The sequence below is a fragment of the Tolypothrix tenuis PCC 7101 genome (assembly GCF_963874875.1).
GTDB classification, from domain to species: Bacteria; Cyanobacteriota; Cyanobacteriia; order Cyanobacteriales; family Nostocaceae; genus Aulosira; species Aulosira tenue.
The window spans coordinates 1,881,937-1,908,006 of record NZ_CAWNJS010000001.1 but is presented as its reverse complement, the minus strand read 5'-3'; the positions used below and the strand labels follow the sequence as shown (position 1 = coordinate 1,908,006).

20 protein-coding genes and 3 tRNA genes are annotated in these 26,070 nt (G+C 38.3%); 2 read left to right on the top strand and 21 right to left on the bottom strand.

Annotated elements, in window-relative coordinates; genetic code table 11:
• Positions 1 to 78: 78 nt before the first annotated feature.
• From AACU25_RS07815 to AACU25_RS07800, 4 genes are all read right to left on the bottom strand, one after another.
• Positions 79 to 813, bottom strand: coding sequence for a hypothetical protein (locus AACU25_RS07815; RefSeq protein ID WP_321206578.1), 735 nt, complete (start codon positions 811 to 813; stop codon positions 79 to 81).
• A 106-nt stretch (positions 814 to 919) separates the two neighbouring features.
• Positions 920 to 3,010: an S-layer homology domain-containing protein gene (locus AACU25_RS07810; protein WP_096574647.1), complete on the bottom strand. Its 2,091-nt coding sequence runs from the start codon at positions 3,008 to 3,010 to the stop codon at positions 920 to 922.
• A gap of 300 nt (positions 3,011 to 3,310) precedes the next feature.
• Positions 3,311 to 3,721: a GNAT family N-acetyltransferase gene (locus AACU25_RS07805; RefSeq protein WP_096574646.1), complete on the bottom strand. Its 411-nt coding sequence runs from the start codon at positions 3,719 to 3,721 to the stop codon at positions 3,311 to 3,313.
• A gap of 158 nt (positions 3,722 to 3,879) precedes the next feature.
• Entirely contained in the window at positions 3,880 to 4,773 is an 894-nt protein-coding gene (locus AACU25_RS07800; protein ID WP_096574645.1) for a LysR family transcriptional regulator, read from the bottom strand.
• A gap of 250 nt (positions 4,774 to 5,023) precedes the next feature.
• Between AACU25_RS07800 and AACU25_RS07795 the strand changes: the two genes are divergently transcribed.
• Positions 5,024 to 5,302, top strand: coding sequence for a hypothetical protein (locus AACU25_RS07795; RefSeq protein ID WP_096574644.1), 279 nt, complete (start codon positions 5,024 to 5,026; stop codon positions 5,300 to 5,302).
• A 488-nt stretch (positions 5,303 to 5,790) separates the two neighbouring features.
• On the opposite strand, the gene AACU25_RS07790 is transcribed toward AACU25_RS07795, so the two are convergent.
• From AACU25_RS07790 to AACU25_RS07770, 5 genes are all read right to left on the bottom strand, one after another.
• On the bottom strand, positions 5,791 to 7,317 hold the full coding sequence (locus AACU25_RS07790; RefSeq protein ID WP_096574643.1) for a slipin family protein: 1,527 nt from the start codon (positions 7,315 to 7,317) through the stop codon (positions 5,791 to 5,793).
• A gap of 559 nt (positions 7,318 to 7,876) precedes the next feature.
• A tRNA-Leu gene (locus AACU25_RS07785) sits at positions 7,877 to 7,949 on the bottom strand.
• 30 nt (positions 7,950 to 7,979) lie between these two features.
• Positions 7,980 to 8,054, bottom strand: a tRNA-Ile gene (locus tag AACU25_RS07780).
• Between the two features lie 3 nt (positions 8,055 to 8,057).
• A tRNA-OTHER gene (locus AACU25_RS07775) sits at positions 8,058 to 8,123 on the bottom strand.
• 177 nt (positions 8,124 to 8,300) lie between these two features.
• Complete coding sequence (locus tag AACU25_RS07770) at positions 8,301 to 8,924, bottom strand: flavin reductase family protein (RefSeq protein ID WP_096574642.1); 624 nt, start codon at positions 8,922 to 8,924, stop codon at positions 8,301 to 8,303.
• Positions 8,925 to 9,212: 288 nt separating this feature from the next.
• Between AACU25_RS07770 and AACU25_RS07765 the strand changes: the two genes are divergently transcribed.
• Complete coding sequence (locus AACU25_RS07765; RefSeq protein WP_321206579.1) at positions 9,213 to 10,064, top strand: MBL fold metallo-hydrolase; 852 nt, start codon at positions 9,213 to 9,215, stop codon at positions 10,062 to 10,064.
• Between the two features lie 272 nt (positions 10,065 to 10,336).
• Here AACU25_RS07765 and AACU25_RS07760 read toward each other — a convergent pair whose 3' ends face one another.
• From AACU25_RS07760 to AACU25_RS07705, 12 genes are all read right to left on the bottom strand, one after another.
• The gene (locus tag AACU25_RS07760; protein ID WP_096574641.1) at positions 10,337 to 11,941 is read right to left on the bottom strand and encodes a TrbI/VirB10 family protein; all 1,605 of its coding nucleotides are present in this window, start codon (positions 11,939 to 11,941) and stop codon (positions 10,337 to 10,339) included.
• A 1,144-nt stretch (positions 11,942 to 13,085) separates the two neighbouring features.
• A complete protein-coding gene (locus AACU25_RS07755) occupies positions 13,086 to 13,628 on the bottom strand; it encodes a WcaF family extracellular polysaccharide biosynthesis acetyltransferase (RefSeq protein ID WP_096574640.1) in 543 nt (180 codons plus the stop codon).
• A gap of 23 nt (positions 13,629 to 13,651) precedes the next feature.
• On the bottom strand, positions 13,652 to 14,206 hold the full coding sequence (locus AACU25_RS07750; RefSeq protein ID WP_096574639.1) for a YdcF family protein: 555 nt from the start codon (positions 14,204 to 14,206) through the stop codon (positions 13,652 to 13,654).
• A 123-nt stretch (positions 14,207 to 14,329) separates the two neighbouring features.
• Positions 14,330 to 15,544, bottom strand: coding sequence for a glycosyltransferase (locus AACU25_RS07745; RefSeq protein ID WP_096574638.1), 1,215 nt, complete (start codon positions 15,542 to 15,544; stop codon positions 14,330 to 14,332).
• Between the two features lie 352 nt (positions 15,545 to 15,896).
• Positions 15,897 to 17,057 carry a glycosyltransferase family 4 protein gene (locus tag AACU25_RS07740; RefSeq protein ID WP_096574637.1) on the bottom strand — a complete coding sequence of 387 codons (1,161 nt, stop codon included), beginning with the start codon at positions 17,055 to 17,057 and terminating at the stop codon, positions 15,897 to 15,899.
• A gap of 80 nt (positions 17,058 to 17,137) precedes the next feature.
• Positions 17,138 to 18,196 (bottom strand): glycosyltransferase, encoded by a 1,059-nt coding sequence (locus AACU25_RS07735; protein WP_339382007.1) that lies wholly within the window; start codon positions 18,194 to 18,196, stop codon positions 17,138 to 17,140.
• A 62-nt stretch (positions 18,197 to 18,258) separates the two neighbouring features.
• Positions 18,259 to 19,413, bottom strand: a complete 1,155-nt coding sequence (locus tag AACU25_RS07730; RefSeq protein WP_339382006.1) for a hypothetical protein — start codon at positions 19,411 to 19,413, stop codon at positions 18,259 to 18,261.
• 237 nt (positions 19,414 to 19,650) lie between these two features.
• On the bottom strand, positions 19,651 to 20,820 hold the full coding sequence (locus AACU25_RS07725; RefSeq protein ID WP_321206580.1) for a glycosyltransferase family 4 protein: 1,170 nt from the start codon (positions 20,818 to 20,820) through the stop codon (positions 19,651 to 19,653).
• A gap of 52 nt (positions 20,821 to 20,872) precedes the next feature.
• Entirely contained in the window at positions 20,873 to 22,576 is a 1,704-nt protein-coding gene (locus AACU25_RS07720) for a right-handed parallel beta-helix repeat-containing protein (RefSeq protein ID WP_096574633.1), read from the bottom strand.
• A gap of 10 nt (positions 22,577 to 22,586) precedes the next feature.
• Positions 22,587 to 23,717 (bottom strand): glycosyltransferase family protein, encoded by a 1,131-nt coding sequence (locus AACU25_RS07715; RefSeq protein WP_096574632.1) that lies wholly within the window; start codon positions 23,715 to 23,717, stop codon positions 22,587 to 22,589.
• An 18-nt stretch (positions 23,718 to 23,735) separates the two neighbouring features.
• Positions 23,736 to 24,923: a glycosyltransferase family 4 protein gene (locus tag AACU25_RS07710; protein WP_096574631.1), complete on the bottom strand. Its 1,188-nt coding sequence runs from the start codon at positions 24,921 to 24,923 to the stop codon at positions 23,736 to 23,738.
• A gap of 15 nt (positions 24,924 to 24,938) precedes the next feature.
• The gene (locus tag AACU25_RS07705) at positions 24,939 to 26,054 is read right to left on the bottom strand and encodes a glycosyltransferase family 4 protein (RefSeq protein ID WP_096574630.1); all 1,116 of its coding nucleotides are present in this window, start codon (positions 26,052 to 26,054) and stop codon (positions 24,939 to 24,941) included.
• Positions 26,055 to 26,070 lie beyond the last annotated feature (16 nt).

Genomic DNA, 26,070 nt, shown 5'->3' with positions numbered 1-26,070 from the left:
GTACAAGAGTCAAAAGTCAAAAATTATTGTTTCCAATACCCAATACCCAATACCCAATACCCAATCACCAGGCCCCAATCAACTAATAGCACTATTTTCATCAAGAAAATGATCTCTGCTAAAGCTTCTGCGGGGTATTTGTCTACCAGACATGGCTTTGAGTTTGGATGTGAAGGAATCGGTGCGATCGCTAATTTCGGGAGTGAATTGCCCAATTGGGCTATGATTGGCTGCAGCAGGGACAAACCGAGGAGAATTATTACTAGCTTGTGCAACAGCGTATTCAGGCTGTAAGCTTGGCTGTTCATCGGGGACAACTGCTGCTATTTCTGCTGGTTTTTCTGGTTGAGGTACTACTTTTACAGGCGGAAGCTGTCTTTGACGATAGTCATTATTCACTTTAGTAGCTGATGCATCGCCTGTAGGAGATGACAAGTGATAGCTAGTTTTTTCTACAGAGAGGTTTTTCTTAGCTGGATATAAAACTGGTGATGGAATTGCGGTTAAGCTTTCAGGAAATTTGCTACAAATTAAGCGCTCAAATTCCATGTTGAAATGATAAGTAGCCTGACCTTTTCTGTGCCAGAAGTTTAAAATTTGTTGTACGGAAACTGCTTTATAACGACCTTGATACAGTGCTTCTATAACTGCAATATGTAGCCATTCAAGTGGGTAATGGGTTTTCCAACGCCTAATTAGCTCACTGGCGCTATAACCACTCAGGTCAAAGCTATAGTGAGTTAATAAGGCAGTGGCCAAATCGGGAAATGTGTCTGTAACTGGTGTTACCATTGAACTGTTAGCTTCAGACATAAGTTAAAAATTTTACCCATTACAAATAGGCTAAAGTACTTTTAATTACAAGGGATTTACCCAAGTGTTTTTTTAATTAATAGGAAATGCTTCTTATTCTACTGTGTCAGTTAATGGTATGGGAAACAATATAGGGTGAATTAATTGCTGTTGTGCGTTGAATTGCAGCTAAAGCTTGATAAACCATCGCTGCTACTTCTGCACGTGTCGCTTCACGAACTGGCACAAGCAGCTTAGGATCTGGGTAACTAACTACTATTTGCTGTTGAGTAGCTGTTGCTACAGCCTTCTGAGCATATTCAGGGATAGTATCCCGATCTTTGTAAACAACTAAGGTATTGCTATCGGCTGCTGGTAGGGCTAGTCCATTTACTAAAGAGACAATTACCTGTAGCCTTTGGACATTTTGATCGGGGCGGAAAGTGCGATCGCTAAATCCACTCACAAAACCACCGCTAGCGGCAATTTCTATGGCTTTAGCAGCCCAAAAATTCTTGGGTACGTCAGTAAAATCGATGGCTGCGCGTTTAGCAGTTGGGTTAAAGGCCGCTGCCACTAAAGCTGCATACTGGGCGCGAGTCATGGGTTTATCTGGTTGATAGGTACCATCGGCAAAACCTGTGGTTAAGCCCATGCTGACTAAGCCGCGAATAAAAGCTTCTGCCCAGTGTCCTTTCAAATCACTGAAGGAGGGGATATCAACATCAGGGTTGACAATGTAAGGCGAGGCGATCGCTTTTTCTTGACCAATAGCAACTAATGCCTGATAAATAATTGCAGCTACCTCCGCGCGAGTAATATCCCGCAATGGTTCTAGCTGTTCGGTTTTTGGATAGTTGACTACCAATAACTTTTGGGTAGCCACTGCCACCGCATTAGTGGCATAGCTAGGAATTTGAGCGCGATCGCCATATACAGTCAACACATTTGGGTTGCCCCCACTCCATTTGAATCCATTCACAATAGATACAATTGCCTGAATTTTTGTTAAGTTTTGTCCCGGTCGAAAAGTCCCATCAGGAAATCCACTAATAAAACCCATATTCGCCGCCCGCGAAATGGCTGATGCTGCCCAAAAATCTGGTTTGACATCCGTAAAATTACTGGCTTTACTACTGCTGGGAGGTGGAAAAGTCTTGGCAATTATAGCAGCATACTGGGCACGAGTGATCGGGGAATTTGGTTTAAAAGAACCGTCTGGGAAGCCACTGATTAGGCCTTTGCTCACTAAGGCTTCTACATAAGCTGCTGCCCAATGCCCACCTAGATCATAAAAACTAGTGCCTAGTGATACTTGGGAGGGGGTTTCTATCGATGAAGAGAGAAAATCTACTGCGCCTTTAACTTTGCTGGGATTTAATTGATTACCAACAGAAATTAGCTGCCCAGATGTGACATTTTGTAAATCGAATACTTGATTATCACGAAAAACATTACCAGCAGAGTCTTGATTACTCCCTAAATCGGGAAATGCATTGCCATTTACCAACAAACCGCCTTGGGAATTATTGGTAATTACATTTTGGCGTAACACTGGTTTAGCATCGCGAGAAAGTGCGATCGCAGTCTGATTTTCTGTTAGCTTATTATTTGCCACCAAAGGCGCAGCAGCATCACTAATTGCTATGCCGATAGAATTCTTTTGCAAAACATTCCGCAAAACTTCACCCTTGCTATTACGTGCCATCGTCAACCCACTGGCAGCATTTTGCAAAAATACATTATCTAAAATTGCAGGTTTCGCTGTGCCTGTGGTAAATATACCTTCCCTTGCACAATTAATAAATGTATTGTTAGCAATAGTGGGGGCAGTCGACTCAATCCAGACACCAGTACCTTTAGGCGTATTATTTGTCACAGTTACACCCCGAAGGTTAGCATCATCTAGCAATAGCAGCGTCACGTTTTGTGCCCCAAAGCTAGCACTCTGATAAGTACCACTTCCAATAATCACAATACCAGCACCTTTACTGGCTTCGTTACCCACCACAATCACCCCCGCAGGGATAATCAGGGGAAATATCTCACCACTAGCGGCGCTATATGTCCCAGAACCCAATTGAATAATAGTAGATTGTGTAGAGGCTTTTAAGGCACGGGTGAGGCTTTTAAAGGGACTCAACCGTGAACCAGCGTTGGCATCATTCCCCTGTACGGAATTGACATAGATTGTGGTCACGAGGCTAGAGTTCACCATTAGTTGTTACTAGTCAATTGTTTAAATTTTGACGGTTTTAAATAATAACTCTAGTTATAATCACTCCGGGAACATTAAGTACATCTAAGCGAAAAATATATCCGAGTAAGCAGATTATACTGGCGCTATATCGTACCTACATCTTTAAATTTAATTAAAGGCACAGTAATTGTACCTCTGCATGGGGCATGGGGCATGGGGCATAGGGCATAGGGCATTGGTAATGGGTAATTGGTAATTGGTGTTTGTTATTTTTCCCCACTGCTCCCTGCTCCCTGCCCCCCTGCTTGTTCCCAATCCCTACAGGTAACGATACATCAGCCGCAGTTCGCCTACTTCAGTTGTAAAGCCCCAACGTTGATAAAAGGGCATCATCTCTGGTAAGCAATAAAGCGCAATTTGCTCAACTTCTCGCAACTGGGGATGATTGATGGCTGCAGCCATCAACTTAGCACCAAGCCCCATTTTTCTATAAGTAGGTTTGATAATTACATCGTAAATGGTTGCCCGATAGACAAAATCTGTCAGAATGCGGGTAAAACCAATCAATTCTTGGCTATCAGTAACAAAAGCAATAATAATATTTGATGCCGCCAACATTTTGACTACATCTTGATATTTACGATTTTTACTCCAAAATTCGTTTTTGTATAAATCTACTAACTCTAAAATCTGATTTTCAGTCAGATTGTCAACAATTTGGTAGTGCATGATTTAGTTGTGAGAAATTTGATGAAATCCAATAAGCGGGTAAAGAAATAAATTATTTTGACAAAATTAATTGTAAAAAATTAGATACTCACCTCGTCAAACAAACTAAGCATCTAAATCAAATGAATTTTAACAAATAATATAAAATTGCCAAATTATCAATAAATAAATTGAGCCAAACTATAAAAATCAAATTTTCTCAGCATTTCTAAAAAAGTGAATACTGCCGGCACATGAAGAGCTTTTGATAAAATGGCAACGCCAATAATTCTTTCTAAAGGTACAGGTAAACTGTATACTTGCACTTTTGGGGGAATCGGAACTGCTGCTAGCCTGGGCATAATAGCTGCTCTCAGCCCTTGGTTAACCATACTCACAACAGTAGAATCTTCCTGAATGTCGGTAGCGGTATGAATCGGGATTTCTACAACTTTGAGGTGATTGTGCAGAATCCGTCCGCAAGGTGTACAGGGAAGCAATACTGGTGGATAGGCGGCGATTTCTTCCCAGGTAATTTCCTCCCTTTTAGTTTTTGTCTGTGGCGGAATCAAAGCTACATAATCATCCCGGAAAATTTCCCAGGCTTCAAATTCATCACTAGTAGGGAGACAAGTAATCCCAATATCCGCGCGTCCGTCTCGCAAGCATTGTTCTACATCCGGGAAGGCTGGACATTCTATGATTGTGACAGCTACTTCTGGAAATTTTTCGTGAAATTGTGCGATCGCTTTTGGTAGTAAATGGGTAGCCACACTGCGAAAAGCTGCAACTCTTACATGACCACCATGCAAGCCTTTATGTAAATCGGCTTCCCGTTCCATCATCTCCAAATGTTGCAATGCCTGCCGCGCGTGGTATAAAATACGCTCTCCCGCAGGCGTAAGTACAGCACCATGACGACCCCTAGCAAATAGAGGTACACCCAATTCTTCTTCTAAGGTAGCAATGGCATGGCTCACTGCTGGTTGAGAAAGTTGCAATGTCAAAGCAGCCTCACTAAAGTTACCGCAATCTGCTACTGCAACTACCGCTCGAAGTTGAAAGAGTTTCATGGTCAATTGATGCGATCGCTTTTAGAACATCTTAAATTGTGCCATTGGGCATTGGGTAATTGGTAATTGGTAATTGGTAATTGGTAATTGTAATTTTCCCCTTGTTCCCTCATCTCCCCAATCCCTAGTCCCCAATCCCTAATCCCCAACTATAAATACCATTTATAGAAACTATGCAAGCCATTATTAGATTGTTTACTCAGGTGTTGTTAGAGTTGCTGTTATAGAGAGCATCTATCGAGAAACTGTTATGAAAAATGAAATTAGATCATTGCAAACCAGCAAAATAATTTTCAATAGAAAGTTCAGAAGTGATATTTTCACATCTATTTGCCAAGCCTTTTCTGATTTCTGCAAAAATGCGATCGCAACACTAACGGCAGATCCCAACGAATTACAAGTAGTACAAAAACTTGACCGCCAAGGTAATACCTATTGGCAAGCTTACGATCCCGCTACAGGCAAATCTTTCTCTTCTGGCTCCGAAGCTGATGTATCTATGTGGATTGAGCAGCTTTATAAATACTAATAACGCCAAGCGAAATTTGAACTATGCCAATTTGGAAAAATCATGCGAAAGATTGTAGGGGCAAGGCAGTGCCCACTGGTGTCAACTTAAGCTAAAAGCTATATAGGGCGGGCGTTGTACAAATACCTCGCGCCCTCATCCCCTAACCCCTTCTCCCTGAGAGAGAAGGGGAATTGAATCTCTTACCCCCTATTCGCCAGCTGTATCCTGAGAGAGAAGGGGAATTGAATCTCTTGCTCCCTTCTCCCTGAGGGAGAGGGGCACAGGGTGAGGGCGAAACCTTGCAACCAAGCGGGTTTCACGTTAAGTTGACACCAATGGGCAGTGCCTTGCCCTCTAGAATATTATTGATGTGTCGCAAACATTATTCGATTTTGTCTTAAAAATCCAAAATCAATACAGCATTACAAAAAGAAAAAGGGGAAAGAAAACAGGTTGTAATTTACCCTTTTCCCTTTCCCCAGTCCCTAATCCCTAGTCCCCAATCCCTACTCCCGATTAATCCGAATTACCTCGGTTAAAATACTATCCAAACTGCCATTAACTTGAATTTTTTCAATTTTCTCAGCAATTCTTTCTAGTATTTCCAATTCCTTCAACCGCAAAGCTACGGGGTTATCTTCCATCACCTTGGCAGTATTTAACATACTGCGAGTAGCAGCAGTTTCTTCACGACGGCGAACTACGTTAGCTTGAGCAGCTTTTTCTGCTTCTACTACCTTGCTCAAAATCGTCTTGATTTCACCAGGGAGAATAATATCTTTTACCCCTACGGAATCTACTTCAATTCCATAGTCTGCGGTTTTCTGGCGAATATATTCAGAGATGCTTCTATCAATTGCACCTTTATCCTCTAGCAACGCATCCAGAGTTTTTTCACCAACTGCGCCACGCAAAGCAAACTGTAGCTCTTTGTATAAGTAGCCAGTGATATCTACTAAAGCGTTTTTGGCTCTCAGGGGGTCGAGAATGCGATAACCAGCCGTTAAGTTTAAACGCAAAGGTACTTTATCCTTAGAAAGGATATCTTGACCAGAAACCTCGAGAGTTTGCTGACGCAAATCAAAGACTTGCGTTTGCCAAGAACGCCCAAACACCCACCATGCGTGCTTTCCAGGCTGTAGTTGAGTTTGAAATTCTTGATCAATGTACAGTAAGCCTACGTGCTGTGTTGGTACTTCGCAAATATGCAAACTATTACGGCTCAAAGATAAAGCCTCTGGTAAACCTGCTACTAACTCTGCAACCAAGCGAGATGGCAACTTCGCATCGGTGCTGATGTCAATCACTTCGACTGCAACACCTTGCCAGAAAAGTTTGCGATCGCATGGTGCTAAGATAGCAATTACTTTTCCTTGAAAGCGTACAATTGCTACCTGCTGGTTCTGTAATTGTACAGTCTCGCAGTAAGCCGCTACAAATTCCGGATGTTTTTCAATTAATACATCTTCTAAAGGAAAGCCAGGATTAGGAACAATTCGACTTAAAGAGCGAACCGAAACATCTCGATTCACAGTCCAAAAAGCATAATCTCCTGGTTCTAAGGGGCGCACAAAGTTATTTTGCTCATACAGCAACCCAATTTCATACTCAGAAATTATGAACTTTTTCAGCCCATTTATCGTAGTTAGACGTACTTGCTGTACAAATTCAGCAGGTAATTCTAAACTTTCATCTAAGTTAAATATATAAGATTCAACTTCAATAAAACCACGCCAAAAAGCCCGCAATTGATTGGGTAGAACGCTTACCCAAGTTTGCCCCACACGTACTAAAGCAACTTGATTAAATGCAGTTCTTACTACTAATAGATATTCTTGTAATTGTGCATTGTGATTTCTTATTAATAATTCCAAGTTATTAATATTAGCTTCTGGTTGGTTAAGGTCATAGGTTTTTACTTGCCAATGCCAACCTAAATAAGTATGGGTTCCAGGCTGTAAGATTCTTTTAAAATCACTGCGATGATATAAAATACCAATTTCATTAGGTTTGATATAGAAAGTCTTCCACATAGAAAATTGCATAGTTAATTGAGGTAGTCATAGCTGCCGCAGCAGGTTTGATCACAATATTTGTAACTTTGGCTGAGAAAATTTACCCTCTATTTTCGTTGAGCTAATTTTTTGTACAGCCAAGAGAAAAATACTTTTGTGTTACATTACCTACTTCAGTCAGTTATAAACTTAATTGCTTTTGTATTACATATACTACATGATATTTTAAAACTCTGCAAATGTAGGTGTTTACAGTTCAGTTGCGGGCAAATAGCGTCTCCAAAACTGGATTAAGAGAACTGCTAAATTCCCTAAATTACCCAAAGGTAACCTAGAAAAACAGCGCTCAGATATGCCGTTCGCCTTGCCAATTCCAGAATATCCGCAGAGAAACCAGATATGATAAAGGAAGGGACATACTCAAGTTAGGGAGAGAACATTTGCTCTAGCTCCTTCACTGTTACTACTTCGGATCGCAGAGCGATCGCTAGTAGTAAGCACCTACACCGCAGAGTTTTGCATTAAGTTACATGGGCTACCGTGACAGGGTAGTGTCTTTTGACCCGGACGGGGTTTTTGGGGCAGAAAGTGGATTTGAACCACTGATCTTTGGATACTAATTCCAACGAGCTACCGCTGCTCTATTCCGCAAATTTGTCTTTTGACCCAGACAGGGTTTGTGGTTGAAAGTACAGGAATCGAACCTGTAACACATCGATTATTAGTCGATTGCTCTACCACTGAGCTAACTTCCAGGGTGTTTGATGTAGGACTCGAACCTACGTCCGACCTCTTCGGCTGCTCTACCACTGAGCTAATCAAACGGTTAATCAGTAACACATTGCTCGGCGGTATACGCTCAATCCAGAGTTTGGCGCACCAGACGGGCATACAGAACCCGAACCATAGCTTTGCTAATGTATTACTATCCCACTACTTAATGTAGCACAAGTATTTATCAGGTGGTAGTGAATAATTACTTATACCAAGTACGGCGTGGCTCAAGTTTTAGGCTGCTGGGTATCAGGACGAGTAATTTGATATAAATCGTGAGTGCTTGTATACCAATTCCCTGAGAGACGACCGATCGCATGTAGTTTGCTAATATCAATGGTGTTTTCAGGTGTAAGTAAATCGTCGCGGATGTGCCACATCACGGCTTCAGCGATAATTAATCCCGATTCACTACCTTCATTGCCAACATAAATTACTTGTTTGAGTACACACTCAATATTAATTGGTGACTCAGCCACTCGCGGCGCACGCACGCGTTTGCAAGGCGCAGGGTTTAGCCCTGCAATTTGAAATTCATCAACATCAGGCGGAAACTCACCACTAGTTAGGTTCATGCGATCGCCTAATTCTTCGACTACGATGTTGACTACCAATTCTCCTGACTGCTCTACATTCGCTAGCGTATCTTTTTTTGTCCCACGACGAGAACCACAAGAAATGGCTAAAGTTGGTGGGTTTGCAGCCACACCCATAAAGAAACTGAAAGGCGCAAGATTTAACGTACCATCGCTAGCAATTGTAGACACCCAAGCGATCGGCCGGGGGACAATCGAGCCAATCAGTAATTGGTAAGTATTTCTAGGATCAATTTGTGAAGGATCAATAATCATGTAGACTGCCCAGATAAAAATTACAGTTTAATTTGAACCTGTACTACGTGTAACACCAATTTGAAAAAAGAATGCGACAGATACACAGACTCAAAGTCTTGTCCGGTTTGGATTCTTAATTTTGAATTTGTATAACTGTGTCTTTAGGACGATGAATGCTCTCAAGTAGTGGGGTGAACTAGTAGTCAAAGATTCAATATTTGCACGTGAGATTTATTCACCTTCGTGCAGAAAGCTGAAAATTCTCTCTTGTGCTGCCTTCACAATCAGTCTTTAGCTGAACACGATATGATGGACAACCCTACTCAACTTGTCTTGCCTACAGACAGCAACAAAGCAGATATTGAAACGGGTGAAATCTTATTTATTGGCACTGCAACTGTGCTTTTGCACTATGCAGGATTTACAATACTTACCGACCCGAACTTTCTCCACAAGGGAGAACACGTGCATCTGCATTATGGCATCCGCTCGGCTCGGAAAACGAATCCAGCAATAGAAATGGCGGAGTTACCACCCCTAGATTTAATTGTGCTGTCGCATATGCATGAGGATCATTTTGACCGCGTTGTCGAGCAAAAACTCGACAAAAATTTACCAATTATCACAACCCCTCATGCAGCAAATAAGCTGAAACAAAAAGGATTTAAAGCAACGCAAGCACTTGATACTTGGGAAAGTATAACTGTTACCAAGGGCAATAATTCACTGCGAATTAGCGCTATGCCAGGAAGACACGGCCCTGGTATAATCAATGCTCTACTTCCGCCTGTAATGGGCAGTATGTTAGAGTTTCAAAATTCTACCCAAGAAACTCTATACCGCCTCTACATTACCGGCGATACACTTTTGTATGAAGAGTTAAAAGAAATTCCCCAAAAATACCCTGACATTGACCTTGCACTACTGCACCTAGGAGGAACAAAAATATTTGGCATTCTCCTAACTATGGATGCAATGCAGGGAGTACAAGCAATTAAAATTATTGCTCCCCATACTGCTATACCGATTCACTATAACGATTACACAGTTTTCAAGTCACCGCTAGAGGATTTTATGCAGGCGGTTGCAGCAGCAGGTTTAGAAACTCAGGTGAGATACTTAAATCACGGTGAAACTTACAAATTTACCGTGAAATGAATTTTTTTGTCCCAATTTAAAAACACAATACATTAGATGGGTAGAGGCACACAATATTGTTATCCCTTGAAAATTTTTAAGGCTGAATCTCGTAATACTACAAAGAGATTCAACCTTGCTTTAAACAATAGGCTTGCAATCCTTATCAATGACAAAGCGCAAAGTTTGAGCGGAGGAAACCTCCGCTCAGAACTTTGTAAGAATGACCAAAGACAAATGACCAAGAACAAATGACAGCCTCAGCCAGTTATCTTTAAATTTCGCCGACCTACTTACAATTGCATCAATTGATTAACGTAGATTTCAACTGCTGTACCCGCAGGTAAAAACCAAACATTAGATCTTTGGCTCATTTGAGCGATCGCTTGTTGATTGCGTTGGGTAATTTGGGGAACTACAGTATTCATGCCGCCTTCTAAAACTCCCGCCCAAATGTTGCGTTGTGGGTTGGTATTGCTAATGATCGTACCACCAGCATTTGTAGTCACAACTTGAGATTCAGTACGGTTAGTTAACTCTGCTGCTTTGCCAAGGCCACCTAAGACAAATAGCCCTATATCCATACCCAAAATAGATGACCCTCTATTAGGATATTGGTTTGCGATTAAAGGTCTACCTTGGGGCGCACGCACCACCATCGCATTTTCTGGTAAGCTTCTTTCCGTAAGATTGCCATTCTCTTTGGCAATGATTTTTACTACCTTCAGTTGCAACAAACCTTGTTCAGAAAGAGAACCCAATTCAGCTAATAATTCGGTATTTGCAGGAATAGCGATCGCACCATCCACTGCTTTTAATGGCTCTTTCAAACGTACTACAAAAACATTTTTGTCATCGTTATTAGAAGATTTACTGGTTTCTCCAAATACCGCTGTCGCCAAAACAGCTTTAGCACTACTACCAATGGCTATAGATTTTGGACTCTGCGATGATACTTGACTAACCACGGAAGTTTGCTGTCTGGGTTGTTCCGACTGAGGATTATTAGCCTGTTGCGGTACTGGCTCATTTCTTTGGTTGATCGGAGTAGTTGCATTCACATTAGATGTATTAGTGACAGCAACCTGTCCATAGCTACCTAACTTTGCTAACTTTGCCCATTCTTGAAGCGGGTTCGGTGTCGGTGATGGAGTTACATTAATTAATGGCTGAGGATTTGGGTTAGTAACTATTGGTTGTGGTAACAGCGAAGGTAGAGGAAAAGGAGTTTGTTGAGGATAGGGAGGTCTGACAATGCGCTCAACAGTGACTACACGGGGTGCATTAACTGCTGATGGTGGTAATGGGGATGTTGGTATTATAGGTAACACAGTTCGTCTATCTGGAAAAGTATCTGGTTGCGAATTTCGTTGATTGGCTACCTGAGAAGCAGATATGAGTTTTCCGCTCCTTAACTTTTGTTGTGCTAATTTGATAGCGTCTGCTTGTTCTGTAAGGGCTAATTTAGTTTTGAGAGTTTCTACTTCTGCTGCTAAATCTTCAGAAATGGAGTCTTTTGTGGTTGTCGGCTGCATTTCTGGAGAAACAATAATATTCTTTTTGGGCTTTTGATTACTACCCATCAACTGCGATAAAAATGCGCCAGCAACTAACACTATAGCTAAAGTGGCAGTACTTACCACACCTAACTTGGCGAAGGGATTAGATGAAAGTGACTGCTCAGTTTTAACTTCTGATGGTTCAGGTAATGATGACTGCAATTCAGCAGCCTCTGATACTGCTTCCGTATCAACAGATGCAGATTCATCTTCAAAACCAACTAATTGTGCTATTCGTGATTCCCATTCATCAGAGTGTACCTCTAACGGAGAATTATCAGATTTGAGTAGAACTAAATCTTGTGGAGGACTTTCTGAAGAGATTAGCATTTTTGTTATACTTAGCTATATATGATTTTGTTTTAGTTTTAGTGGTAAAGCACCGAATCGTTGCTGGATATAGTTCTAAGTTTTTATCCTGTGTCTCATATTGCAGTCCTTACATTAGTAAGTAATATCAAAGTTTGCAGATGGGGTTTGCTGATTTAACTGCTGAAAAACAGACCAGTAGAACATCGATACTAGTAAATTTTACAAATCTAATCTCAATGTTAACACTGGAAACAGTGGTAATAGTATTAGTCTATGTATTTTAGGTCTTAAACTGCTGCTTTTGCCGCTTTTACCGATAAATATTTAAATTTCGACATTAAAAACTTTATATAACAGTATATTTGATGCATTTGCGAGATTCAGCAACTACCATCAATGCTTGACTACATATCTGCTAGTTGTATGATATGGAAGGGATTACTTCCCTGTGACCCAAAGAAGAATTAATCTCATATATTCAAGTGTGCTATTTTGTATAGGAATCCCATTTGATTTCTGAAAAAATTTCAGTAAGCCATAACGCACGAAAAACTTTGGTACTGATGCCGTACTCTCACTGCTAACGCATCCTACGTCAACTTCAAAAATCAAATATGAGTTCTATCTCAGGTAATTTTGAGGATATTCATTCTGCATTTTTCTATTTTCAGAGAAAAATAATTAAATAAAAACAAGCAGTTAATGTATATGTAATTATAAATCTACAGCGTATTCTAAGTTAATGAGTTACGCAGGTAGGCGCATGGCAGTACAATGCACTGACAATTATATGTGCCACCAACTTGCAATCGGCTGTAACTCAGTCCATCTTGAAACTTGGAGTTTGCAAAAAGCAAATTATTACCTGAAACTCAAATTTTTTCGATAGGCGATGTATTAGATATCAAAGCTACTCTAAATTGCAAGTAGCTAATTTTTACCAATATGGCAGTGAAACTGCTGCTTGTGTAATCACTTAGAAAAGAAACTTTATCACAGTATTTTATTAATTTCACAAAATAGAATAGCCCACAAAACCACCAGTTTTAGTTTCTACTTTTTATCTAATTTTAGTTTTGGCAGCGAAAAATCAGCCTTATACTTGGCTTAAATAACATTCTCAAACTTTGGCAGCAATAATGATTTTTTGAGAGTAAACAACCTATTAATATTAATAATTGAATCTCTTTTTGATGGGTTGAGCCGGATTACCAGCATAAATCATCATTGGCTCCAAAGAAGACCCAGTTACACCACCCAAGGTTAGCACTGCACCTTTACCAACTGTCACTCCTGGGCCAATTATACACTTGGCTGCAATCCAACTACTTTCTTGAATGTAGATAGGAGCAGGCATCAGTTTAAAATCAGGATGATTCCAGTTATGATTGCCAGTGCAGAGATAGACTCCTTGAGATAAACAAACATGACTTTCAATAATCACAGGTGCTAGGTTATCAATCCAAGCATTTTCCCCAATCCAAGCAAAATCACCAATGCTTAATCGCCAAGGAAACTTGACCTTTACTCCTGGTTTAATCCTAACTTGTTGACCAATAGTGGCACCAAAGCTTCGTAGTATCCAAACTTTTAACGATGACATAGGAAGCCAATAACTTTCAAGCAAAGGCGACCCGATAAAATACCAGAGAAGTTGTTTCCAATATGGTGCACCTGGGGTGTAAGTACCGACAGTATATTGATCTAGACGCATAATTTATAGATGCAAAAAGGATACTAAAGATTGGCTCCTGTATAACCTGTGATTATCCAGAGTAAAGAGCGAGCAATATCTCGCAGAATACGAATTACTGATTCTTGAGGCTGATCGGATGGTACAGAGAGAGGAGTGAAAGCGATCCCTTGGCTACCTAGAACAAAAAAAGCGATCGCTTTAGCTCTAGGCATATGATTTTTAGAAGTGATGAGGTAAAGATGTTGAATCTGGCGTTTCTTAAAATCTGAAACTAAGGTAGTAAAGTTAGTAACAGTATCACTAGCACGATTATCTATATGTAACCGAGTAGCGATATTTGCAGCTTGAAACAATGCATATGTCTTATCTGGTTCTGGAGGAGAAGACACCCAAACTTCTAAAGATGGATACCATTTAGCTAGTTCAGCAGTATATTGTTCCCTGGGAGGATCGCCACCTAAGGTAAGAAAGGCTTGAGGGTGTGGTGTTTGAGTTGTTGCGATCGCCAAACGCAAAGGAATGATCGCTAACAGGGTAAGAATCAAACTCGCTACAGCCAAAAACCTATATTTTTTCAGTTTACGACGACTATACATTTTACCGATAGGCGGATTCTAGCTTTTGAAATCTACATTTTTACCATCATTAATAAAGTCATTTTTTGGCGCTAAGTAGTGTTAAATTAAGCACCAAAAATTTTGACATAATTAATTTTAAAATTAGATTTCCTTACCAGATTTTGCTGGAACAAAATCTTGGTATTCTGGTAATACTTTTTTATCGATAATTGCTTGATAAACTTTTACTAACTTTTCAGCAGCACGCTCCCAAGTATAATTGCGGAAAATTAATTTACGAGCGCGATCGCCCATTGCTTGCGCCTGTACTGGATTGCTTAAATAGTCAATTAATGCATTAGCAATTTCATCAGCATTAGTATCAACAATATGTGCTGCCTGAGCCTGAGCCGCTTCGGGAAAATTACATCCGGTAGTAATCACACAGGGTAAACCTGAAGCCATACCTTCTAAGACAGACATACTAAAACCTTCTGAATAAGAAGGTGCAACATATAAATCAGCTGCTACTAAAGCTTCTTGTTTCAACTTACCTGTGAGCATACCTGTAAAGGTAACAGCTTCTAAACAACCTGCTTGGACAAAATAGCGCCGAACTGTTGCCAAAAATCCGGTAGAATCTGGCCCTGCTACTACTAAATGAGTTTGGGGAAACTTTTTATGAATTTTCCCAAAAGCAGGAGCAAGTAAATCTAAACCTTTTTTAGGATCAATTCTTCCTAAAAATAGCAGTAGAGTTTTATTTCTTGTTTCTGGAAATTGCTCATAGAAAATCTCTGCTTTTGGTAGATTTTCAAATTCTTGGCGATGGATGCCGTTAGGAACAACAACTAAATTACGAAATCCTAATTTTTTGACGTTACTAGCTTCAGCATTAGCAATTACTTGAATAACGCTAGCTTTTTTTAAAGCAGGTTTTTCCAATAAATTATAGTAGATTCTTTTCTTCCAGGCTTTATAAGACAAAGCCCAAGGCTCAAGCATTCCATGCGGTGTGACGGCATAAGGAATTTTGCGCCATTGGCAAAGTAAGTGAACTAAAGAAACCAGTGGTGAAAAGACTGTATTAGTGTGGACGATATCATAATCCTTAATATGCTTAATTAGCCAGTAAATTAAAGATAAGCTAACAATAAAATCATGGCGATGCCAGCAAGAAAAATATCTAATTCTATAAGATTTTTGATATATCCATTTATTTAAGGGTACGTCTAATTTATCCGAGCCATTCGCATCAGTAGTAATTAAATCTACATTAGCTCCTAAGCTACTAAGAGTGTCAGCGAATTCTTTTGTTGCCTTTGAAGTTCCACCATAATGTGAACCAACGTAAGGTATAAAAATTAGTACTTTCATGTGAGGCTATGAAGAAAGGAAATTAGACGAATCAAAATTGCTACCTTTATGTAAATAAGCAGTTCAAATCACTTCCACAAAAAATTTGCAGAAGTGATTGAACCTATATTCACTAGGTCAGTAATCAATACTTGTCGGTTAAGGGCAAAAGGGGAAAAGGGTCAAGAAAAAACCTTTAACCCTTACCATTTCACTTTTTCCTAAACTAAATTCCGATTTGAAAATCCTTAACCGAGTAGTATTAGGTCAGTAGTTGGAATATTTGCTGTAAGTTAATTGAGTAAGCTTTTACAGCAGTTAAATTCAATTATTTTCAGCAAAATATCTTCTAGAGGCGCAAGATATTTTGTAACTACCCATTTAATGATGTTTGAATTGCTTTTAATAAGCCATCGGCAAAAACTTGTGGGCTAAAATTTTCTACAATTTCTTGGCTGATTCTGCCCATTTTCATTCTTAAATCTGTATCCATCTGATGAATAGCTTTCAAAGCATCAGTCATATCTAAAATACTTTCTGGATCGAATAGCAGGCCATTTCGACCATGATCGATAAGTTCATAACGAGCTCCTACAGTTTGGCTACAGAGTACTGGTAGCCCAGCAGCACAAGCTTCGTTCAGTACTAGACCCCACTGTTCTTGCAAAGCGGGATGGACAAAAGCATTAGCTAATCCATACCAATCACCAATATTTTGGTAAGGGATAAAACCTGGTAAATGTACAGCATCTTGCAATTTTTGTTCCATAATAAAATTGCGAATTTCCGGTTCTTCTTCACCGCTACCACAAATTACTAAATCCCATGCTTGCTCATTTCCTATTTGTTGGTGATAAGCTGCAAATGCTTGTACAAGACCAAAGACATTTTTTCGTTTGAGTAGACGAGTGACAGCAATGAAATAAGGTTTAGTCGGTATCTGGGGATTTCGCCGTCTTGTTTCAACCGCATCGAACCTTGCTATCTCAGCTTGTTTGGCAAAATAATCGTTATCAACAGCATCGTATCCAAGAAAAATGCGATCGCGGGGAAAACCTAACTCAATCAAATAGTCACGATGTAGTTTACCCCCCACTAGAGCTGCATCAAACTTGCTGATTAGTAGCCAAAATTTTAGTTTCTCTTTCCACCAGTACCGTTGTTCATCATCCCACTTGGTTTCACTCATCAAAATGGCTGGTACTTTATGGCGTTTACACCAAGAAAGCGCAGCACGGGATACTGGAAAACCCCAACCTGGTATAACAACAACATCGGGTTGTAAATTATCGAAAAAATTAGGAAGTACAGCAGATGCTTCTTCCAAGTTTAAAAATTTATCATCTTCATGAAAAAGTGTTTTTAAAGGAAATGTAATTTCCTTCTGTAAATCGCCCCAATTATGCTCTAAAGTATTATCTGTCAATTGAACTGCAGTAAAACTCCAGTCTTGTTTTTGGCAAGCGGAGTAAGCAGCACGTAACCTAGCAGCATGGTAGCTACCAATATTAATAAACAGTATAACAATATGCATTTTTATAGCTATATCGTGCTAAGAATTTACTATTTGAAGTTCAATTGAAAGCCTATTAATTTTATAGAAAAATTTTTATTTTAATTTAAAACCTCATCAAAAACTTCTAAATACTTTTGAATATATAAATTATTGTTGAAACGCTTGTAAATAGTTTCTATAGAAGCTGATTGAAATTGATAATACAAGTCTTTTTCTATCATTAGCTTAAAACAATATTCAGCGAGATGATTAATATTATGATCCGTTATTAGATATCCATTTTCCTGATGAATTAGAACAGAATCAGTACCACCTTCTAACACAGATGCTACTACTGGAATACCATATCCCATTGCCTCCATAACTGTGCGACCAAATGCATCAGAATTGGAATTGAACAATAGTAAATCTATTGCTCGATAGAAATCTTCAATATTCTGCTGCCAACCTATGAAATTAACAACTTCAGAAATTCCTAATTCTATAGACAGATCTTCAAGTTCTTTACGTAGTGGGCCATCACCAGCAATGAGGCAAAAAAGTTTTTGATTATCTTTAACTAATTTTGCACAGACTTTTAGGAAAATATCAAATCTTTTACGTTCAATTAACCAGCCAGCATTACCAATCACAAAACTTTTATCAGGGATATTAAATTTTTTCTTTGCTGCTATCTTCTCTTCTTGACTTACTTCTTGAATTTGGGTGGAATTTTCTATTAAGCGTAATTTATTCTTTAAATGAGGTGCTAGTTCTTGTGTTTGTTCTAAAAGATATGGGGAATGGCAAATAATTGCATTATAATCATTGCCAAAATATTTATAGAAAAGTTTCCATTTTAATAAATTTTGATTGCCATATTTGTGGCAATAGTGAATTGCTAAGATTTTTTTCTGCTGATTATCTTTAATACCCCAGCAACCTGTTAGAGTAGGGCCAGTAACCAGAATAATATCACCTGTAAATTTTTTAATTTTTTTTCTAAGTGAAAAATGAGATTTATAACCTAATTTACCATTGTATGAATTATCTTCTACTATTATACCTAAACTAGTAAATAAATTTTTACCATCTCCTGCTGGTGTGATACTTTGTATTTGCCAATCTACTCCTTTGGTCTGGGTTTCGTATACTAAATTGTATGTAGCTTTTTCCATACCTCCTAAATTCAAACACTGAATTAAGTTTAATATTTTCATCTCGTATCTTCCCATAATATCTAAAATTTATATTTAACTCTGGAGTAGTAGACTACTAATCCAATAAAGATTAATTGAAAAATCCCCTGTTGCAAAAATGTTCCCACACCATGAGTTAAACAGATCATAGCAGGGCTGATTAACCCCATATAAAGTATTTGGCAAAAAGTATTTTTATAATTAACACCACAGATCCAAAGATGTTTAAAAATATATGCTATTAGTGCATAAATAAAACATCCCAGGTAGCCAAATTCCATAAAGCAATCTCCAATCCCAGTAATTGTAGAGCCATTAGGACGAGTATAGCCATACAAATTCTTCAGTTGAATAACATAGGTATCCCACAAGTTAAATTGGAGAGATTTCTTAAATTCAAAACCGACAATTTGACCTGGTACAAATTGAAAAACTATACTATCCCACCATCCAGTGCCAAAACCATATAAACTTTTATTGTTAGCTATATCAATGATTAATGCTGCATTTCTGAGTTCTAAAAAATCTCCTTTTTGCTGTGAGCTAAAAGCTCGCTCTGTTACATATAATATACCTTGCCAATTGCCACTAAAAATTAAATTCCAAACACCTCCGCGTAACTCCCCAAACAAAGGAATAAGGAAAGTCAAGAGTAACATTCCTGTGATAATTAACCATCTAGGAGGTACATAACGATAAATTAAAAACAATGAAATACCAATGATAATCGCAAATGTCATTGTTGGTTGGCGACGGCCAATCAACACACTATTAAATAGAGGCCAGCCAGAAATTACAGTAAAAATTATATTTAGAAATCGAGGACGTTTTAGTGCCTGTAAAAGAAAAATTCCAAAAGCTATATTACCAGCTTGAATAAAGAAAAGATATATAGTTGCGGGCCCTGTCCAGTTATAATTTTCTGCGATCTGTACAGTTGTACGAGAAAGTAAATAATTAAAGAACCATGCCTCAGCCATGAGCATAGTTCCTGCTATAAATAACTTCCGCTCATCGATTACTATGTTGAGGGACTTTAACAACTTTATGTTTGGCTTCATTTGATAGCCTAGCCAACAGGAAGCCGCACAAATAGATGATACTAATAAAACATTATCTAGTGCTGTTGGGCTAACTCCTGTACCGGGATTTTCAATCAACGCAAACGCTTGAGGCAAAATAAAAGAAAGAAACATACAACCCATAAAGAATGGGTATTGGTAAATTCGCTCAATGCGAATGACTCCCCAAACTAACAATCCTAAGCAAACCAAAACTAAAATATTTTTATATACTTCTGCCATGCAGTTTTAATATTAATAATTATTGAATAGTAATTATACTAATTTTGCTTCTTTTTAATGTTGCGTATTACAGATGGTCAATGAATCATAATATGTATAGTAGAGTAAGGTAATTATAAAATTTAATAGCTAAGGGATAGTACCGGATAGAATTTTGAGAGAATGTTGCAATTGCGACAAATTAAATGCAGCAGTGTCAGTTGATTGTTGGGCGAAGGCTTCTAGTTTTTGAGGATTATTCAGGCAAAATTGTAACTTCTGTGCGATCGCAGATGCTGTAACTTCTGGCAAAACTAATCCGTTAATGTTCTCTCTCACTACTTCACCACAAAATTTGGAAGCAATTATGGGCAGATTCCAAGCCTGTGCTTCTAGTTGTGTAATTCCAAACCCATCAGAGAGAGTAGGAAATAGAAATACATCTGCCATCTGATAATATTTAGCTGTGGTACTTCTAGATACGGCACCCACCCAGTGTATTTTGGAATGAGAATCTTGAGGTTGAGGAATACTCTGAGAACCAACTATCCAAAATTCAATTGGTTCACTATGCAAAATTTCCGCCGCTTCTAACAATGCAGCAATACCTTTTCGCAAGATAACTTGTCCTAAAAATAGCACGCGCAGTGGACGTTCAGCAGAAAAGTGTGTTGGATAGGCACGTGCAAAATTATATGCTTCTATTGGTGGTTGATAGGCCAGCGGAATGATGTTAATTTTATCTTCTGGTATACCTAATTGCTGTAATGCTTGATTTGACCAATTAGAGTTAACTAAAATTTTGTCTGCTAATAAACATTCTTCTTGCCAATTTTTCCAGTAACTGGGCGGTGCGGCTTCCCAACTAGATTGATAAGCAGGATATTTAGAATGTGCGGCTAAAACTAATTTCTCTTCTACTTCTCCAGGATCAATTTGACCTAAAATACTGTACCACCCTTGAGATTTAGCATATCGAAATAGTTCTAAAGCTGCGTAACTGTAAGAAAATAAAATAACAGGAGATTTGAGCTTTGGGGTGAGAGCTTTAAGTGACTGCAATGTAAGTTTTTGAAACCAGTTATTCCTAGCAATTACCCGCTGCCATCCAGAGCTTTTTTGAATTATTTGAGCTATTTCAAAACTAATTAAAGAGTTATTAAAGGATGTTACAGATGCCGTAGCTAAATCTGGATGAAACCGTTCCCGCAAATTTGTTAACAAACCTTTAGGCAGTCTATTAATTCTAGAATTTGGTAAAATCCAAGCATCTGTAATTAGGGTAGTCAGTTCTCCAGCTTGGTGTAAAGCTCTAGGCACAGCATAATGCTCTCGGGCACCTATTTGGCAACAAACCCAGGATGAAGAGTGATTAAACATTGTTCTCTGTTGATGAAATATGGCTGGAATAAGCAATTTCATACCACTTACTATCAGCTTTCTGAAACTTTAATCGTATTTTGTCATCTTTACGCTTGAGGTATCTATCTTTTTGACATTGGATCGTACTAGATTTTTTAGGAAATTTAATGTTTCCACGACTACTATCAACCATGATTATTACCTCCTGTCCGTCAACATACTTGTCGATACTCATGTTGACTTGTATTGAGCGATTGTTTGTATTATTTGCAACTAAAATTTCTTCATATTTTGGCTCTAAAATATATGGAGGCTCTTGCCAAAAATTAGATTTACCTTGGAAGTCTCTTCTTTCTACATTTAAGTATTGATTATTGCGGAATAATGGACGTTCATTGTTAATATCAGATGATTGCTCAGGAGTACGGCAGTTTTCAAATATGTTGTCTTCTATGACTATATTCTGCAAATCACCCCAATAATAAACACAAGCTCTTTTATCTACATCACTACAAGTAAGAACATTATTTTTAATCAGTATATTTTGCAAATTTCCAGCAAGATTAGCTGCTGTAACTCCTACTGTTATTCCATTAATCTCATTAAAGCTAAATTCTATTTTTTGATTATTACCACTAGTAATAAAAGAATTTTTGCAATCAGTGAAAATGTTGTTTTTAATGATCAAATTACTTACTCCATTAAAAACACAAACACCATCAGGAGAATTAGAAAATGAACAATTAGTAATAGTTTTATTGTGATTATCAGGAAAATTACCCTGCCCTATAACTAAACCTTGATAAATAGAATCTTTAAAAATACATTTATAAAATTGATAACTTTTGTTGGGAGATATCGGAGCGTTTTCTACCCAAGCAGTAGCAGTTTCAGAAAATTCACATTCTGTAACTGTGAGGTCTGCATCTAGGCTCAATAGTGAAGCATTAGAACTCTTGAGTTGAGTTTTTGATATAGTTACTTTTCCAATTCCCCCTCCACCACCATAAATTAATTCTCCTCTAAAGTCATGTACGTAAATAGAATCTAAATTAATGTTATCTAAATTTGTATTGAAATCTAAAGCTATTCCTTTGTGCGTAACATCCCAGCCATCACCATTATTGGGGTCTGCAGGCCAGTTACGTTGTCCTGTAAATCCTTTAACACTACCATTTAATTCCAAATTTTTAATGGTCACATTTTTCCGAGGATTATACGGATCTTGAGTGCCTTTAATTAATATTCCATGACCCCTCACAACTCTACCATTAATTAAGGCGTAATCTCCGCGACTTTGAAGAATAGTTTTACTAATTCCATCACCAATCAAGGTAATATTGTCATAGTTAATTAACAGTGAACAAGGCTCTTGAGTATTCAAGTCTAGTGGGGATATTTGATATATTCCTTGAGGTATATATATACTTCCTCCACCATTTTGGCCTACTATATTAATCGCAGTTTGAATAGTTTCGGTATTAGCTTTAATAATATACTCTAGATTAGTAATACCACTTATTAGCGGGCCAAATGACCTGACATCTACAGAGTTTATTGATAAATTTTGAATTTGTGCAATGTGATTTTTATTAGTAATTTTTTGTTCTAGTTTTTTTGGTTCTACATTTGATACAGGACGTGGAAAGAAGATAGACAAACTACTTGTGAAAGAGCTTAACCCAAACAATGTTAAAAAATTCCGACGCTGCATAAATTTATTCCTATGTTCTCAGTAATAAATTTTCCAGAGAACGAGCGCGTGTTTTCCAGGTATGTTGTTGAGCAAATTCTAACTGCTTGAAAGTTTTCTTATAGGCTTGGGGCGTTTTTGAACAGTCTAACTGCTGGCGAATGAGAGCGATCGCATCTTCAGCATTGTGGAAAATGCTAATCCACTCAGGATATAAACGACACTCTGGTATATCAGTACTTAAAATTGGGTGACCACTGGCTATACCATCCATGATTTTGGTAGGACAAGCTGCTTGGTTAAATGGGTGTTCCACTATGTAAGGAATCCAATTAACAGCAAAAGACCAGTAATGTTTTGCTACTTCGTCGGACGGAACTTTGCCAATATGGCGGACATTAGGTAATGCTAGGACTGCTTGACGAGTTTTCTGCCAGTTTCCTTGCTCTAGCATTATTTGCTCGTCTAAACCACCTACAAACACGAATGTGACTTCGGGACAAGCTGTAATAATTTGGTAAATTAATTGCCAGTCTAAGCGATCGCCTAAGTTTCCCACATAACCAACTGTCATCAATTCCGGGGGTTTTTCCGGTTGGGGGTTGAGGTAGGTGTCAACAAACCCGTGAGGATAATGATGAATCTGAGAAGCTTGATCGGGATGTCGTTCTCTTAGCGTCATCATTTGGGTAAAGGATGCACACAAGGTAATGCTTGCCCTTGTAATTAATTCCTGCTCTTGTGCAATAATTTTATTTTTTTGTTCAGGGCGATAAAGGGCGTAATCATCAAAATTGTAATATATTAATTTTTCTTTAGGTACTTGCCGCAACCAAGGAGTAAAATAAGGTTCGGATGCAATTACCCAAGGATATTCTCCAGTAATTCCTTTGATTTGCTGGCACCAACTATGTATTAAATATTGCAGATAAAAACGAAATACTTTTTCTAATCGTCCTGCATAACCAGCAGGTAATACATGCATTGACCTCTTTAATAGAGATGGCGGTTTACGGCTAGACCACTGGGGATGTAAGATGCGGTAGGTGCGCCAATCATAAAACTGCACTGCATGGGTCAGGTGAGCGTAAGCTAAAGCTTCTGCCATCCCATAAGTCCAAGGACTATTAGCACCTAAATATAGAAAACTGAGTTTTCCCATAAATTTCAATATAAAAAATTACCAGCCTCGCAAATCACGTACCAAGTAACCAAGAGTAGGCGATCGCCCAATCAATTCTCTAATTGCAGCACGTAAACCCGTAGGTAAAAGTTGAAACCTACGAATAGGAGGTTGATACAAAGCTGGTTGTTGACCTTGTTTACTTCTATTGATGGCTGGAAGAGTGGAAATTTTCTCAATCAAAGATTCATAACCTTTCCACATTACTGTTTCATTAAATTTTGACCTAGCACATTCAATCACAGCATGATTGAAAGCTTGATAGTTCTCACAGGCAAAAATAACTTTTTGAGCTAAATTATGGGTATCACCTAAAGGAGCAAATAATCCTGTTTCATTGGCTGTGGCTATTTCTTTAGTACCAGTTTCCACATCCCAAGCAACTGGTATACATCCCATACCCATTGCTTCAATAGTGGCCATCCCAAAGGGTTCAACTCTACTTAACATCAGGATAACTTTTGCTGATGCAGCAGTAGAGAAAATTACATCTCTTGGCACATAACCATAAATTTTGATTTGCTCAGAATTAGGTAATTGCCTAATTTTATTAATAAATTTTGGGGTAAGATTACCAAACCAGTGCAGCTTGCCTTTAAAACCTAATTTAATCAGAGATTTCCATAAATTTAGAATATCAAAGGCTCCCTTAGTCGGATTTTCACCACCTAAAAAAATTAAATCATCTTGCCTAACATCATTTAATTTTTCTATCTCCGGAAAAACACAACCATTATAAATTACAGATAATTTATCTGAGCATTTTAACTGGTGCCGAAACTTACTTGCTACAGTCTCAGACACAGCCACAATTGCTTCTACAGCCTCTTCTTGTGCTATGGCTCTTAACCAATAGGCAGGAGCTGTATCATGGACAACGTAAACACATTTAATCTTGGCAGATAAGTAAGGAATAATTACATCAAATTCCTCACAGCCGTTAAAAAATAACACATCTTGAGGATTTTGTTCTAACCATTGCAGCAGCATTTTTGGTGTTTCTGTCGCACCATTGGGTAAACCTAAAGATGATACTTGAAACTGACTACTAGTAAGCCACGAAGGTTTATTGAGAAACAACATTGTGGTTTTGTGTCCAGCTTGTGCAGCTTGACGACAACAGGATAATACGACAGGAGATATACCCCCACTTTTATCGTTAGGCAGTAGCCAACAAAGTTTCATATAGTAATTTAAAGCTTAAGATGTAGCACATTTGTGAATCATATCAATATACTTTGGGCGGAGTTGCTCCCAACTAAATCGTTCGTAAACACTTTTGTGTCGAAGATAAGATTCATATTTACTGTCAGGATTATTAAGTACCTGATATATTAACTTTGATAAGCTATTTTCTAATTGAAAATCAGCAAAATAACCATACTCTCCTAAAACAAATTGAGTAATTGCATAATCATGAACAAGACAAGGTAGACCATGAGCCATAGCTTCTACTAGGACTCGTCCTAAACCTTCTCGCAAAGAAGCTAGCACAAAAGCATCTGCGACTTTATAGTAATCATCAACTTCAGACTGTTCTACACTCCTTACTTGAAAATTATCTGCACCCAATAATTCCAGACCGAGGTTGATAACTTCAGAAGATTCTGTGTCTTTTTGTCCTAACAATAAAAGATAAGGTTTTGGTTCAGGTAAGTTAGCAACTTCACGAATGAGATAGTCCATCCGCTTATGCGATTTATCAATCAATCCTACGGAAAGTATGAGAGGCTGATCTTCAGGTAATCTCAGTTGAGAGCGTAAAGTTTTTCTTTCTAGGGAAGTAAGTATTGTTAGTTGAGGTGCAATGTTAAAACCATAAGGCACTAAACTCTGCTTTTCTGTAGCCACTCCAGCATCTAAAGATAGTTGCAATAGGGCTGGAGTCAATTGTTGAATGTAATCCCATCGGGGAAAAGGAGGATATTGTGGAGAACCATTAGAAAATAAAAGTTTATATTTTGTTTTTGTCAGCCGCCGCCAGTGCCAGAGTGCATTACCTAAATTAATATCACTAAAATAAATTATGTCCGGATTTTCGCGATATATATGTTTTAATAGACTGAAAAAGAATGAAGCTGTTTCTATAATGTAGCCAGTTCTGCCAGTTAATTTACCTATTTGAATAGCTCTCCAGTCATTCCGACGTAAATTCCATAAAGTAACTTCGTTTTCCCTAGACTCTCCAGATCCTTTAAATAGGGTCAGCTTAATAGAAGGCTCATCTACTAATGCATCAAAACATTCTCGCGTGAAAGATTCAAAGCCTCGTTTTACATGACCAAGACCAGAACAAGGCATAAAAATTTTAATCATAATTGATGATTTTTAG